The organism is Pseudomaricurvus sp. ABR4_320, from assembly GCF_056159445.1.
The window spans coordinates 430561-446354 of record NZ_JBSWVF010000004.1 but is presented as its reverse complement, the minus strand read 5'-3'; the positions used below and the strand labels follow the sequence as shown (position 1 = coordinate 446354).

Sequence of the window (15794 nt, the reverse complement as noted above, 5' to 3'; positions counted from 1 at the left end):
ATGTCTTGCGCGCCCGATGCGCACACGCCACCGGCCTAGCGAACAGTTAACGCCTCTTCAACGAAACGATTCTGCTCTTCCAGGTGCACAGACATATAGCCGGCCGCCGGCGCCGCTGAAGGCTCGCGACCCGCATACAGCAGAGGCATTGCTGGATCCAACGTGTCCACAACTCTGCGCAAATGATGTTGGCTGGCATACCAACATCCCTGATTCATTGGCTCTTCCTGACACCAGACCACTTCTTTCAAGTTAGCAAAAGGCGCGAGAGCTTCGGCAAGCTCATCACCTGGGAAGGGGTAAAGCTGTTCCATACGAATCAATGCCACATTTTCGATCTGCGCTTCGGTACGGGCTTCCAACAAGTGGTAGTAAACCTTGCCGCTGCATATAACCGCACGAGTAACGCCCTCTGGAGCGAGCTGCTGCTCTCCCAGAACGTTGTGGAACTTGCCATCCGCCAACTCTTCCAGTGTCGACGTTGCAAGCTTGTGGCGCAAAATCCATTTGGGGCTCATCACCACCAACGGACGCCGCATGGGTCGAATTGCCTGACGACGCAACATGTGGAAAACCTGAGCGGGCGTCGTTGGGATGCACACCTGAATGTTGTGCTCTGCACACAATTGCATGTAACGCTCGAGTCGCGCGGAGGAATGCTCTGGCCCCTGCCCTTCATAACCGTGAGGCAGAAGCATGACTAACCCGCAAAGGCGCCCCCACTTATGCTCACCACTGGTGATAAACTGATCAATTACGACTTGAGCGCCGTTGGCAAAGTCACCAAACTGTGCCTCCCATACCACCAAAGCATCGGGTGTCGTGGTCGCATAGCCATACTCAAACGCCAACACCGCCTCTTCCGACAACAAAGAATCGAAGATGTCGAATTCTTTTTGTTCTTCAGCAAGATTCGCCAATGGCAGATAAGAGCTGCCGTCCTTCTGATTGTGAATTACTACGTGACGATGCGAGAAGGTTCCCCGACCAACGTCCTGCCCCGTCAGACGGACTCGGAAGCCATTCGTAAGCAAGGTGGCGTACGCCAGAGTTTCCGCCATGCCCCAATTAATCGGTAGCGCCCCACCCGCCATTTTACGGCGATCGTCGTAGATCTTCGTTACCTGGCGCTGTACCTGAACACCATCAGGAATATCGCAAGACTTTGCAGCTAGCGCTTGCAACTCCTTCAGATTGTAGGAAGTGTCAGCAGGCGTATACCAGTCGTGACCGATATAAGGAGACCAATCGACGAACATGCTCTTGTCTGGCTCGTTGACGAGTCCTGTTGCAACATGCTCTCCACGGTCTAGTGCGGCGCGGTAATCTGTCGCAGCTTGATCCGCCTCTGCTTGAGTCAAAACACTGTCATTGACCAGTTTTTCCGCATACAGCGTACGAGTCGTCTTATGCTTACGAATGGTCTTGTACATCAGCGGTTGTGTCGCTGAAGGCTCATCCGTTTCATTGTGGCCACGGCGACGATAGCAAAACATATCGATAACGACATCTTTCTTAAACTCGTAGCGATAGTCCATAGCAAGCAGAGATACAAACAACACCGCTTCTGGGTCATCAGCGTTAACGTGGAAGATCGGCGCCTCGATCATCTTCGCCACATCGGTACAGTATTCGGTAGAGCGAGCATCATCACGACGGCTCGTCGTGAAGCCTACTTGGTTGTTGATGACAACGTGAATTGTACCGCCAGTCTTGTAAGCACGGGTCTGAGACATCTGGAAGGTTTCCATAACCACGCCTTGACCAGCAAAAGCCGCATCGCCGTGCACAGAAATGGGAACCACTTTATTACCTAAAGGATCTTCACGGCGATCTTGCCGCGCTCTAACAGATCCCTCAACCACTGGAGATACAATTTCCAAATGAGACGGGTTAAAGGACATCGCCAGATGCACCTCGCCGCCAGGTGTCATGATGTTAGAAGAAAAGCCTTGGTGATATTTAACGTCACCAGAGCTGTCGATGATACGCTTGCCTTCAAACTCATCGAACAGAGCCGCCGGGTTTTTACCCAGGGTGTTTACCAGTGTGTTTAGGCGACCACGGTGTGCCATACCCAGCACGAGTTCTTTTGCCCCGTGCTCACCGGCACGACGAATCAGAGAGTCCAGTAGAGGGATAAAACTCTCTCCACCTTCGAGACCAAAGCGCTTGGTGCCCGGATATTTGCTATCGAGGTGTCGCTCGAGCCCTTCCGCCGCTGTGAGCCGGTCGAGCAAGCGCATTTTATCCGCTTTTTCGAACACCGGCTGCGAACGCACGCCCTCTAGACGCTGCTGCAACCACTGTTTTTCGGCATAGTTGGTGATATGCATGATTTCTGGACCAATGGAGCCGCAGTAGGTCTCCTCCAGAGCACCAATAATATCTCGCAATGGCGCTTCAGTTTTACCGAAAAACGTATTTCCAGTTTGAAACACTGTATCGAGATCAGCGCTAGTCAACCCGTGAAAATGCAAATCAAGATCAGGCACTTGATCTCGCTGCATGATTCCCAAAGGATCTAGCTGAGCTTTCTGATGGCCGCGGAAACGGTAGGAGCTAATTAACTGAACAACCTTGACTTGCTTGCGTTCATGCTCGACATCAACACCACCTGAACCTGGCGCCGCCAACGGACGTGAACGATTTTTCCCTAGGAGTTCAAAGTGCTGACGGATCACAGAATGGGGAACATCCTGAGAAACGACACCTTCTACTCGAGGCAATTGGTCGAAATAGTCCCGCCACTCACTGGAAACAGAGTTGGGATCGTGGAGATAAGAGTCGTACAACTCTTCCACATAGGCCGCGTTACCTCCGGAGATATGGGAGGTCCGGCGAAGTTGTTCCATGATACTGTCTTGCATTTACTTGCCCACCTTGCACTCATCAGTCCATGGGCGAGGAACAGCGGGGAAATGCTGTGTAAGACTCTTTGACCTAAGGCGTCGGACGATCAAATCAGGTTCTCGGTCGAACCATCCGCTCCATCGCCCGCTATACACCGCAGACAACGGTACCAGGGTTAGTGAATCTGCACTCAGATCGTGTTGATCTAAACATAAACGCCGCATGTTCGGCTTGTACTCGACCATGCATTTTTCGTTAAGCCCCGGCGCCAACCAGGTCTGCGCTTAGACGATATAGTTTAAAAAAATATCCCTCAAATCATCGTCCAACGCCATTAAAATGACACTATCTGATGTGAAAAGGGTGCTAGTTTGGTTGTGCCTGCAGACCAGCATACCAAACCCTCTTTATACACTCACCCGTGTGCTTAAAACCTTAGCAGCAAAATGCAGATTTTACCCCGGCCCTCACCACCTTGAGGGCCGGAACATAGCATCAGCTCGCGCTGCTCAACAACATACCCCGAATATGGCCAATTGCCTTGGTGGGGTTCAACCCTTTCGGGCAGACAGACACACAGTTCATGATTCCATGGCAACGGAACAGACTGAAAGGATCATCCAAGTTAGAAAGACGTGCCTCAGTCGCGTTATCCCTGCTGTCAGCCAGGAAGCGATATGCCTGCAACAATCCAGCAGGACCAATGAACTTATCAGGGTTCCACCAGAAAGATGGGCAGCTTGTAGAGCAACAAGCACACAGAATACACTCATACAACCCATCTAGCTTTGCCCGGTCCTCAGGGGACTGAAGGCGTTCAATAGCTGGCGCTGGTGTATCGTTCTGCAAAAATGGCTCGATCTTGCGGTATTGAGCATAAAACTGACTCATATCAATGACCAAGTCGCGGATAACCGGCAAACCTGGCAATGGACGCAAAATCAGTGTGTTGTTTTCAACGCACTCTGATAAAGGCTTAATACATGCCAAGCCGTTCTTGCCGTTTATGTTCATGCCATCGGAGCCACAAACCCCTTCGCGACAGGAGCGACGGTAGGCCAATGTAGGATCCTGGGCTTTAAGCAGCTCCAGCACATCGAGCACCATCAAATCCTTACCCTGCGTATCCACTTGATAGCTCTGCATGTAAGGCGCAGAGTCAGAATCCGGGTTATAGCGATAAACTTCTACATTCAACATTGCTGTAATCTCCCCGTCGTCGATTAGTAGGTACGAATTTTAGGTTCAAAAGCTTCCATAGATTTAGGAGCAAAATTCACCGCTCGCTTCCCTACGCGCTTCTCCTCTGGGAAATACATGGAGTGGCACAACCAGTTGGTATCATCACGATCCTGATAATCATCACGGGCATGTGCCCCCCTGGATTCCTTCCGCTCTTCTGCAGTAATTGCTGTCGCCTCGGCCACCTCTAGCAGATTTTGCAATTCGAGCGCCTCAATACGGGCTGTGTTGAATGAAGAGGAAGTATCGGCCAAATTCACATTCTCAATACGAGTACGCAAATCAGCAAGGTTACGGATCCCTTCTTGCATGTATTCGCCCTTACGGAATACACCAAAGAAGTTTTGCATGGTGCTCTGAAGCTCCTTGCGAAGAGCACTGGTTTCTTCTCCGCCAGTGCCACTGTTGAGCTTATTAAGGCGCACCATAGCCGCTTCAATATCACTATCAGAAGCCTCTCTATGTTCAACACCCTCGCGCAGAGCCTTCTCGATAAAGAGGCCAGAAGCACGACCGAACACGACCAAGTCAAGAAGTGAATTACCGCCGAGACGGTTGGCACCATGTACAGAAACACACGCGGCCTCACCACAGGCGTAAAACCCTTCGATGACCTTGTCTTGACCGTTGGCGTCCACAGTCAACGCTTGGCCATCAACGTTAGTCGGGATACCACCCATCATATAGTGACAGGTCGGCACGACTGGAATCGGCTCTTTGACCGGATCGGCATGTGCAAAGGTACGGGAAAGCTCCAGAATACCAGGCAACTTGGCATTCAGGGTTTCTTCGCCCAAATGATCCAGCTTCAGGAATACATGATCGCCTTCAGGTCCACAGCCACGGCCACCGAGAATTTCAAGCACCATCGAACGGGCAACAACGTCGCGGCCAGCCAAATCTTTGGCATTGGGCGCGTAACGCTCCATAAAGCGTTCGCCATCTTTATTAATGAGATAACCGCCCTCACCACGACATCCTTCAGTCACGAGAGTTCCCGCGCCATGGATTCCGGTTGGGTGGAACTGCCACATTTCGATATCCTGCACAGGAAAACCTGCGCGCAGGGCCATACCGATACCGTCACCGGTATTAATGTGGGCATTGGTTGTTGAAGCGTAGATCCGGCCGGCACCGCCTGTCGCGAAAACCGTCGCCTTAGACTTAATGTATACGACTTCACCGTCTTCGATACACATGGCAATAACGCCAGTAACAACACCATCCTGGTTTTTGACGATATCGATCGCAAACCACTCATTCAGGAAGACAGTTTCGTTTTTGACATTACTCTGATAGAGAGTATGTAAAAGTGCATGGCCAGTACGGTCTGCAGCAGCACAGGTACGGGCAGCTTGACCACCTTTACCAAAATCTTTGGATTGACCACCGAACGGACGCTGGTAGATACGGCCATTATCTTTACGAGAAAACGGCAAGCCCATATGTTCAAGCTCAAAGACCGCCTCGGGTCCAACAGAGCACATATATTCAATCGCGTCTTGGTCACCGATATAGTCAGACCCCTTGACGGTGTCGTACATGTGCCAGCGCCAATCATCATTAGGATCTTCAGACGCGATCGCGCAGGTAATGCCGCCTTGGGCAGACACAGTGTGTGACCGGGTTGGAAAAACTTTCGTAATAACCGCAGTCTTATAACCGGATTGAGCCAGTTGCAGCGCTGCGCGCATACCGGCCCCACCGCCGCCTACAACAATACCGTCGAAGGATATGGTTCTCATATTTGCCATTGCTTAAAACCCCCAGAGAATTTCTATACCCCAAACGATATAGGTAACCGTTACAACGCCGAGCACAACCTGAACCAGTGCACGGATGACTGTGGCTTTGCCGCCCATCATTCTGACGGTGAGATAATCCGTCAGAACTGACCACAGGCCGATCCACGCGTGTGCGGCGATGGAGATCAATGCAATCAGACTAAAGATGCGCATCCACAGATGGCTGAAAAGTGCGTGCCATTCTTCATATCCCATATCCGGGGTGAAGAGCACATAAAGCACCAGAAAAACCGTATAAGCAGCAAGAACAACGGCTGTACCCCGTTGAACAACCCAATCGTAAAGGCCGCTGCGACCAAAACTAGAAACTGCAGTTACCATACCCAAACTCCCGCCAGCAGAATCAATACAACAGCAACAACGGCAACGATTTTCGCGCCACTGCGGCCACTTTCCAAAGTTTCACCTATCCCCATATCCATGATCAGGTGACGCACACCTGCAACAAAATGGTACGCCAAGGCGGCCAAGGTTCCCCACACGAAGAACTTGTAGACTGGATTGTCCATTCCCTCGACGAGCGAGTTGAAACTATCTTCGGAGGACAGACTCAAATCGAGCATCAATAGGAGGATTCCGATTCCGGCGAAAAGGATAACGCCCGAAATTCGATGGAGAATAGAAACGTAGGAAGTGATGGGAAGCTTTATAGTAGCTATGTCTAAATTAACAGGTCGGTTCTTCTTCACGGCTAGGATTTACCTCTTGTGGCCCCTCAATGGGCTGAATGGGCTTGTACAGTGGCTTACTGTAAGGTTTCTTGACGGATACGCATGAAGACGCAAGATGCGCCATCCGTAGGCTCCCGCAGAACGCGCGGAATTATAGATATCACATTGTAAAAAAACAACAAAATGCCGAAGTGGATTATAGCTTGTAGACCATCGTCTAACCTGTTTGGCAGCTAAATAACCCTATTTTACGGCGCCCCTGCGCGGATTGGGCAGCTCCTCCAAAGGAATAGGGTTTTACTCCGCCTTAAGTAGCAGAACACCCCTACCTGTGGAATGATCGCTTAGCGATGCCTCTCCACCATATAACAATTGACAATCGAATCCGGCGCCTTATAGTGAATGCGCCCCTACTTCTTCAAATTGCTTCGCCGTTTTTGAAGGCTTAGAAGCGTATCATACATAGTCAACAGGAGTCCGTGATGACTGATAAGAAAGCTTACCTTTCGGTCGACGGTTTGGACGAACCACTTGAGCTACCCATGTATTCCGGAACAACAGGCCCAGACGTTATCGACGTTTCAAGCCTGAGTGGAAAAGGATATTTCACTTACGACCCCGGATTTATGTCCACCGGCTCGTGCGAATCCAAACTAACCTACATCGACGGAGGTAAAGGGGTTCTACTGCACGGCGGTTACCCGATCGAACAACTGGCAACGCACTCTGACTACCTCGAACTCTGCTACCTGCTCCTCAATGGCGAACTGCCAAATGCGACAGAAAAAGATGAGTTCGTACGCGTCATTACCAACCACACAATGGTCCATGAGAACATCGCCCGCTTCTTCCGGGGTTTCCGTTCTGATGCTCACCCGATGGCAATAATGTGTGGCGTTGTTGGCGCACTGTCTTCCTTTTACCATGACTCACTGGATATCAATAATCCAGAACATCGCAAAGTATCAGCACACCGCTTGATTGCTAAAATGCCAACTCTGGCAGCGATGTGCCACAAACATCATGTTGGGCAACCCTTTATGTACCCCAACAATGATATGTCATACTCAGAGAACTTTCTTCATATGATGTTCGGCACGCCATGCGACGAGCCCTACGTCAATCCGGTTCTGGCAAAGGCGATGGATAAAATCTTCCTTCTCCACGCCGACCATGAGCAAAACGCTTCCACATCGACTGTTCGTCTTGCAGGATCTTCCGGCGCCAACCCGTTTGCGTGTATTGCTGCTGGTATCGCCACCTTGTGGGGACCTTCGCACGGCGGCGCTAACGAAGCCGTACTGAACATGCTCAACCAGATTGGCGATGTCAGCAACATCGACAAATTTGTCGCTAAGGCCAAAGACAAAGATGATCCATTCCGCCTGATGGGATTTGGTCACCGCGTCTACAAGAACTTTGACCCTCGCGCCAAAGTGATGAAAGAGACCTGTGATGAAGTGCTTTCAGAACTGGGCATCCAAGATCCGCTGTTGGATGTCGCCATGAAGCTGGAACAGATTGCTTTGGAAGATGAGTACTTCGTTGAGAAGAAACTCTACCCCAACGTAGATTTCTATTCCGGCATTATCATGAAGGCGATTGGCATTCCAACCGATATGTTCACTGTGATCTTCGCAACAGGCCGCACCGTTGGCTGGATCGCGCACTGGCATGAAATGATTAGCAACCCATACAAGATTGGCCGTCCACGCCAGCTTTATACGGGTTACACACCTCGCGATTACGTTCCTCTGGAGCAGCGTTAAGCGTTATACACCTCCCCCTTCTGGGGAGGTTGTTCTCACTCCCTAAATCTTCAGTATTTGCTCAAATCGCCGACTCATTTCCATCCAAAACCCTGAGTTTTGTATCGCCTGCGCAGCCCCCTGGTGCTCTTCCCTCCGCATTTTTGCCATCCACAGTTCTGCACCGTCAAAGTGATAGACTGGGATCAAATCTCGTCGCTGTGACGCGAGCAAAACACTTCCCTCAATATTGTCGAGAATAAGTGGTTCAGAGCCATCTTCAGGATAATAAGCCAGCACCATGTGAGCCTGATTTTTCGTTTTAGACGTCACGTAAGTCATTTTCAATCGGCGAGAATCTAAACCCAAACTCACAACAGAAAAATACTTGGCGATGGCAAAGTCCTCTTCATCTCCGCCATCAACAGACAGCATCTCTACGGGTGTTGCCCAGTAGTCTTCAACCCCCCACACCTCAACATCGCTCGTCGCTGGAATTCGATTGAAGAAATCATTAACACGTTGAGCAATCAGATAGGTATCGACTCCAGAAAGATCTTGCAACAACTTGCGCCAGTCCGACAGTCTTCGCTGCGCAGAGTCGCCGAATTGCACACCAACTCTATCAATCATAGAGTCATCAAGTACCATCAATAAGTTAAAGCGACGCTCCCCCCACACAGCAGCAGCGACAACTAACAGGCAAAACAGCAACAAACCACGCGAAAAACCCATGAACCTCTGACCACTAAACTCATCTACTTTGACTATAGACCAGCCAGATATGGTCGATACCAAAGGCGACCTTGAAAAGCCTATGCTAGCCTTTAAACATGGAAGCCGATGCCTCACACCAATTCAATTCACTTGGCGCCGCCATCATCGAAGGCGACGTTCAAAGTCTATTGCGGGCCTTCCACATTCTCGAACAAGTCTTTCCTGTGCAGCCGTCGGCAAGAGAATCTTATTCAATAGAAGCTCTATTGGAAAAGGCGGCGTTACTCCCCGAAACACCGGTAAAAGCCAACCAGCTTCAACTAAAAGAATTTAGCCGCCAAATATTCCCGGGGGTGGCCATCGACAAGAAACATCGCGGTGCGTTTATGTTTGTTGACCTGCTTTTTTCTAAGTGGTTACACGCGACTCACTGCCACCCCAAAGCTTATCTATACGCCAGCCAGCTCACCATTGTGGCGGCCATCCGGCTAATTCAGAGACCGGATATCGCTATCCGCTCAGAGCATCCACTAAGTGCTTATCTGGAAAAGCTGTTCAACCACCTTACTCAATGGAATCCTCTTCCAGGCAAGCAGGGAGACGAACTTCCAAATTATCTCAAAGCGACATACCAACGCCTACGCACGTTGGATTTTTCAGATCACGCAGCGCTGGCAAGCCTTGAGAATGATTTATCGTCCATTGTCGATAAAGAGCTCGCTAGAGCGACGATGGTTAACCAGAGAGCGATGCAAAGTGCGCGTGACCGAGAGCGCCTCGACACTGCTAAATCGACACTGAATGAATTTGTAGACCAAACTCTTTGCAATTCACCGATGCCTCGTTGGATCACCGATTATATAGAAAGTGATTTACTCCAGTACTTGCAACACTTGTTAATGACAGATCAAAAAACAGATGACCGCTGGCAAACCTGGCGACACCTTCTCTCAATACTTGCGGAAATTTTTAACAAGATTGATCAGCAGGCCGCCCCATCCCAAACCGAGATCAATGAGAGCCTACGCATTATTGAGAATGTACCTCCACCCACACCGACAGACACGCTCGATTACACTGAGTTTTTGGACTCACTGTCAGCAATGTTAATTGCACTTGCGAACGGAACTCCGTGGGACACTTCCACGCCAATGCACACACTAGCACTACGAGGCATGCCGCCCACAATCCAAGTGTCGCAAACGATCATTGATGAACTCTCTCACTATCAAAAGGGAAGTTGGTTTCAACTTTCGACAAAAGACGAGCCACATTGCAAAGCACACTTAAGCTCAACAAACGAACTCACGGGCGAACTTACACTCACCCGATACGACGGCAAGCAATTGACTTATTCAAGCCAACAAGACTTCGCCGTCGGCATCGCCGCCAACATTGTATGCCCTCTGGCTTATCCGAATCGACACTCAGCAAACCTAAAAAAATGTCTGGCACTGCTCACGGATAAAATTAAACACGCCGAAGCGCACAGTCACACCCAAAGAAACACTGCCGCAAACAAGGCGATGTCAGAAGCCGCCACGATTGAAGCTCAAAGCGCCACGACGACCACAGAAGCGTTAGCGCAACCAGAGTATCTACCAAAGGACTACGCAGGAAACCTGAGATGCGGAGCCTGGCTAGAGTCCTATCTGGAAGGATCACCTTTGCACATGCGCCTCGCAGTAAAACTGACAGCCAAAGACTGCTATATTTTTACTGATCGACAGGGGCGTAAGCTCGCAGAACTCTCTGAACATGACATTGATCAGCACCTCGCCAGCGGCCAGTTTAGAATTCTAAGTAACGGCGAAGACATAGATAACAGCCTCAAAAAAATCGTCCGAGGGTTACGGAAAACACCATGAATTCTCAAAATAACAAACCCGAGCAGCGCCAGGAGTTGCGACTGAACACGAAGGAAACCGTGTACATTGAATTATCAGCCGCACTACCTCAATCAAATAGCATTCCTGAAATCCTGGCCTGCCAGAGTATCGACATTTCCGCGAATGGATTGCAACTGCGACTCGACCAGGCTGTGGAAATCGGCAGCTTGCTAAATATTGTCATACAGTCTGAAAATGGCGTCGCACCGCTGCAATTAGTTGCGGAAGTTCGCTGGCTGATCGAAATACCGGATAACCAAGGTTATATGGCTGGATTCTGCCTAGTTGAATCGGACCACACCCAGCTCGCAGACTGGAAACACTTTATTGCGAATAGCCTGCGACAAACAGAAGACATGTAATCCTACACCCTGAATAACCCCCTATTTCCTAAAGTATCGTGGATTTAAAAATCACGGTGACGTCCTATGACGCAGCGAAAAAAATCAAGCCAATCACGCGATTAATGATTAAAACGATCCATACCATCTGTGGCATTCACAAGCGGTTTACCCCACAGAGCATGTGTGATTCCATTCCCCAATTCGCTTGATAACGACAATAATGAAAAAGGAAATCACCCATGAATGCTCAAGATTCTTTGGTTCAACGCATGTCGGAAGATGATGCCCGAGCCGTTTCCACACAGATGCTCTATCTAGCGCCAGGATCCACCGTCAACCGACGCTTTGTTTGGCCGGGTCACGAAGTGAACACCGGTGAAAACCGCTCCTACGATGTCATCGTCAGGGATGGCCGCGGCCTGGAGGATTATTTCACCTTGGATAATCACGGTTTTAAAATCGCTCACCACCCGACTTCGGTAACAGATTTCTATAACAACGAAGCCATTGCTACATCCTATACCGAAGAGATTGCCAAATTGGTAAAAGAGGAAACCGGCGCCGATTTGGTTGCAACAACCAATTGGATGGTAAGAACGTCAGCGGAAATTGAAGAAAGAGCCCAAACGCCTGGGGACTATCAACATATTGGAGGCATTCAGCCTGTCGGAGGAGATGTCCATGTGGATTTTGATACGCGCTCGTCCGAAAGAGGCGCGCAGATGTATTTTCAAAAGCACTTTCCAGACGCCCCGGGCTTTAAACGCTGTGTGATTCTAAGCGTCTGGCGAGCCTTTTCGCCAGCGCCCCAGGACTGGCCACTGGCGGTATGTGATTTTAATTCCGTTGATGATAGCGAAGGGTTTTCCAACGCTCTCGTCGTTGTTAATCAAGAGCCGAGTCGCAAAGAAATGTATGCGCCAATGGCGAAGGAAGAGGACCTGGTGGCCGCCTGGATATTCTTACACAACCCCGGCCATCGCTGGTGGTACTTTTCCAATATGAGTATTGACGAAACCTTGCTTTTCAAGTTTTACGACACCGACCACAGTAAAGCCTGGCGGACCCCTCATGTCGCATTTAGAGACCTTTCCGCCGACAAGCCGAACCACAGAGCCAGTATTGAGTATCGCGTCTTCGCGTATTTTACCTAACACAGGCATCGCCGTCAGACGTCGGGCCGAGTTTCGATCTCCAATATGCGAAGCCTTTGCCCAGCCTCCGCCTGAGTGTTGCCACAGTAGACTGGGTCAGCCTGAAAGCGTTGGCAGACAACCGGATAATCCGGCGTATTCCAGATACGGCAAGTAAAAGCATCGCGATCAAGATTAACGCAAACTTGCCCTGCGGGCTTGCCTTCAGGCATGCCCGGTATCGGCTGAGTTATGGATATTTCGATGCAGCACATGCCACATCCTTTACGACACTCCATGACTCATCCCCACGATGGATTGAAATTAGAGGCCCGATTTTGCGGATTTTAGCGCCCATGTCTACATGAAATTACCCGAAAAAACGAGAGCGCCACAAAATGGAGGTATCGCTGCGATCAAAAATCTTCGCCTCGGCATACTGCCTCAAAAAACGTCGATTCCTGTTGGCGTCGAGATTGAAGGATGAGAGGACTCTAACCAGGATAGAAACGCGTCGGCCGGAAGTGGTTTCGCGAAGCGGAAACCCTGCCCTAAAGAACAACCCAAAATCCTAAGAGACTCACATTGGGCAGTGTTTTCTACACCTTCTGCGAGCACCTGAAGATCGAACGCTCGGGCCATTCCCATTATCCCCTGCAAAATCGCAAAATTGCCTTTATCAGAGGGAAGACCGCGAATAAAACTCTGATCAATCTTCAATTGATTGGCCGGCAGCTGCTTTAAATACATCAGCGAAGAATAGCCTGTGCCAAAATCATCCAACGCAAATGTAATGCCCATTTCCTTACAGGCTTTCATCACTGAAATGATATGGGCAGTGTCGTCAGCCAAGACCGATTCTAAAATCTCAAACTGAAACATACCCTCCTCAAGCGAGGAAATGTCACCTAAAACAACTTCAAGCCGAGAGATAAAATCCCTACGCTTCATATGAAATGCAGAGATATTAACGCTGACAGGAACTGAGACCCCCGTCTTCTCCCACGCCCGCATTTGTTGCAAGGCTTCGCAAATCACCCATTCACCGATTCTGGCCGAGAGCTCATGCTCTTCCACCGGCTGCAAAAAACTTCCTGGTAACAACACACCATATTCAGGATGCTGCCAGCGAAGTAAAGCCTCAGCACCAATACACTCGCCGGTCAGCAAGTTCACTTTGGGTTGATACATCAAAAATAATTCGCCTTGCTCCAACGCCACCTCAACACTTTCAATATGATTGTTACGGTGGCGTAATTTATCGTCGCGATGTATATCAAAAAAATGAAACTGATTGCGCCCAGAAATCTTGCAGAGGTACATCGCTCGATCCGCCTGCCGCAACAGCTGATCGGCACTCATAACACGCCCGGCTTCATAGACACTGATTCCAATAGACACCGTCAGAGAGAGCTCTTTGCCGTCAACAGTCATGGGTTGATTAATCACCCCCAACAACCCCTCAAGCAACGCGATTCCACGATCCCCGGTAGGGAAATCAACAAGCGTAATCGCAAATTCGTCCCCCCCCAAGCGTGCCACTTGATCCCTATCGCGTAGATACTCTCGAATACGCTGTGCGATTCGCAACAAGACCTGATTGCCGCCAGTGTAACCAAGCATCTCATTGATTTGATCGAAATTATCCAAGTCCAGCAGCAAAACAGCCAGACTACTGTCGAGACGCTGGGTTAGCGCCATGGCGTCATTGAGGTAATCAGAAAATAGCTGACGATTCGGCAAACCCGTCAAGGGATCGTGACAAGCCGAATGCTGTAATGCATCACGAAAAGAGATTTCTGCGGAAATATCCCGACATAATCCAACCCATTGCATCACACCAAGATCGCCGATCACCGCGGGAATCGCATCAGTACACCAGCAGCGATACAAGCCCTCACTGTCTCGAATTCGATATTCAAAATGCAATCGCTCTTCCCCAAATGAAAAAGATCGGCACGCCGCGAGAAACCGTGATTGATCGTCTGGATGTATATAGTCCGCCCAGCTGTGAAATTGGCTTCCGAGTTGATTATCTGTATAGCCGAGCGCGCGGCCAGGGTCGCCAAACCACTGCACCCTGTCGTCTCCATGGTGCCACTCAAAAACCTGGTCGTACAAGAGCTGCCCAACCAACCTCTGACGGCGTTCACTGGCTTCCAAATCTTGCGTCCTAAGGCGCACTCGCTCCTCAAGGGTCTCCTGGTATGCCGCCAATTGTGAAAGCGCCGACTCCGTTGCAATACGTTCATATTCAACGGTAGCTACGGCCTTCTTTGATTCAGTAATGTCCTCACAGAGAACCAGAATACCTCCTCTGTTACCCTCCGAATCTTTCCAGGGTTGCGCAAAGTGGCGGAACCAGCGCGGATTTCCCCGCACATCGATGATGAGTAACTCAGGGGAAAACATTTTTTCACCACTCATTGCCCGGTGATGAATTTGCTTTAAGCTGTCTGGGATATCTGGGAATAATTCGTAGTGTCGCCGCCCTAATAGTGCCTCCCTCGTCATCTCAACACCCTCACACCATAAATCGCTGACCGCCAAATACGTCATCTGCGGATCAAACATCGCAATCGCATTTGGCGCCTGTTCACTCATTACCTGATAGCAGTCAGGCCGAATCTGATTAGCGGCTTGAGGAACCGAACCTTCACCTTCCGGACCAATCGAGATTAACCAGCGACTCACTCTAGATACGGGATCGAGCAACATCCGGGCTGTCGCGACGATAGGAGCATTTAAATCAAAAGGCTCACCATCATTAGAGGCTGGCACCCTGGCCGGCTCAAAACGTCGTTCAACCAGTGCGACAGGCGACTCCATGTTGTCCACAACAGTCGACGGTTTTTTCTGCATTGCCGCAATTGCATCGCGGATTATTGCATCTGTAAATCTACCAGGGTCTTGTCGCTGTAATAGACCCAACAGTTGATGGAAAGGCGCATCTGCAAACAGCAGTTTTCCAGAATCATCACAGAGAGCAAAACCACAACATTCACTCGGGCAATAACTCAGGTACTCCGATACTACGGAATTGAAAGGCATGGGGAATAACCTTTTATCGTTGTTTTCGGTACACCCTACTTCTAAAAAAAATCAACACGCTTTTAATCAATCTAAAGCAATTCAAATACAAACCCGATCACAGAATATTTTTCGTCTGAAGACTGGTTGTCAGTCATGATGACTTGCCATTAAAAAGCGTTACAGTCGAGATAAAAATAATTTTCATTCAAAGGTGTATATCCAAAGCATGAAATAATGATACGAGCATTCCGAGTCCCGTCAATTCGAAACGGTCGTCAGAGCGATCATATTGATCTAAAACAAGCATTCAACTGCCATTATTGAATGTTCAAACGACATATCTGGATTGATCTGGCAAT

At 49.6% G+C, this 15794-nt stretch carries 12 protein-coding genes; 4 read left to right on the top strand and 8 right to left on the bottom strand.

What is annotated here, in order from left to right:
* Positions 1-35 precede the first annotated feature (35 nt).
* The 5 genes from ACXAFR_RS10985 to sdhC form a co-directional block, all read right to left on the bottom strand.
* On the bottom strand, positions 36-2870 hold the full coding sequence (locus tag ACXAFR_RS10985) for a 2-oxoglutarate dehydrogenase E1 component (protein ID WP_475176642.1): 2835 nt from the start codon (positions 2868-2870) through the stop codon (positions 36-38).
* A gap of 478 nt (positions 2871-3348) precedes the next feature.
* Entirely contained in the window at positions 3349-4053 is a 705-nt protein-coding gene (locus ACXAFR_RS10980) for a succinate dehydrogenase iron-sulfur subunit (RefSeq protein ID WP_475176641.1), read from the bottom strand.
* A 23-nt stretch (positions 4054-4076) separates the two neighbouring features.
* Complete coding sequence (gene sdhA / locus ACXAFR_RS10975; RefSeq protein ID WP_475176638.1) at positions 4077-5849, bottom strand: succinate dehydrogenase flavoprotein subunit; 1773 nt, start codon at positions 5847-5849, stop codon at positions 4077-4079.
* Between the two features lie 3 nt (positions 5850-5852).
* Positions 5853-6221, bottom strand: a complete 369-nt coding sequence (gene sdhD / locus ACXAFR_RS10970) for a succinate dehydrogenase, hydrophobic membrane anchor protein (RefSeq protein ID WP_475176635.1) — start codon at positions 6219-6221, stop codon at positions 5853-5855.
* Positions 6215-6589 carry a succinate dehydrogenase, cytochrome b556 subunit gene (gene sdhC / locus ACXAFR_RS10965; protein WP_475176633.1) on the bottom strand — a complete coding sequence of 125 codons (375 nt, stop codon included), beginning with the start codon at positions 6587-6589 and terminating at the stop codon, positions 6215-6217. The genes sdhD and sdhC overlap by 7 nt, the downstream gene beginning before the upstream one ends.
* 464 nt (positions 6590-7053) lie before the next feature.
* Here sdhC and gltA point away from each other — a divergent pair, with 464 nt between their 5' ends.
* A complete protein-coding gene (gene gltA / locus ACXAFR_RS10960; RefSeq protein ID WP_475176631.1) occupies positions 7054-8340 on the top strand; it encodes a citrate synthase in 1287 nt (428 codons plus the stop codon).
* A gap of 42 nt (positions 8341-8382) precedes the next feature.
* Here the strand turns inward: gltA and ACXAFR_RS10955 are convergent, their stop codons facing one another.
* Positions 8383-9054 carry a transglutaminase-like cysteine peptidase gene (locus tag ACXAFR_RS10955; RefSeq protein WP_475176629.1) on the bottom strand — a complete coding sequence of 224 codons (672 nt, stop codon included), beginning with the start codon at positions 9052-9054 and terminating at the stop codon, positions 8383-8385.
* Positions 9055-9152: 98 nt separating this feature from the next.
* Between ACXAFR_RS10955 and ACXAFR_RS10950 the strand changes: the two genes are divergently transcribed.
* From ACXAFR_RS10950 to ACXAFR_RS10940, 3 genes are all read left to right on the top strand, one after another.
* Positions 9153-10904, top strand: coding sequence for a DUF1631 family protein (locus ACXAFR_RS10950; RefSeq protein ID WP_475176627.1), 1752 nt, complete (start codon positions 9153-9155; stop codon positions 10902-10904).
* Entirely contained in the window at positions 10901-11287 is a 387-nt protein-coding gene (locus tag ACXAFR_RS10945; protein ID WP_475176626.1) for a PilZ domain-containing protein, read from the top strand. Before ACXAFR_RS10950 ends, ACXAFR_RS10945 begins: the two co-directional genes overlap by 4 nt.
* Before the next feature lie 221 nt (positions 11288-11508).
* Entirely contained in the window at positions 11509-12423 is a 915-nt protein-coding gene (locus tag ACXAFR_RS10940; RefSeq protein WP_475176623.1) for a CmcJ/NvfI family oxidoreductase, read from the top strand.
* Positions 12424-12437: 14 nt separating this feature from the next.
* Here ACXAFR_RS10940 and ACXAFR_RS10935 read toward each other — a convergent pair whose 3' ends face one another.
* Positions 12438-12701: a YkgJ family cysteine cluster protein gene (locus tag ACXAFR_RS10935; protein WP_475176620.1), complete on the bottom strand. Its 264-nt coding sequence runs from the start codon at positions 12699-12701 to the stop codon at positions 12438-12440.
* A gap of 145 nt (positions 12702-12846) precedes the next feature.
* On the bottom strand, positions 12847-15453 hold the full coding sequence (locus ACXAFR_RS10930) for a sensor domain-containing protein (protein WP_475176616.1): 2607 nt from the start codon (positions 15451-15453) through the stop codon (positions 12847-12849).
* Positions 15454-15794: the final 341 nt, after the last annotated feature.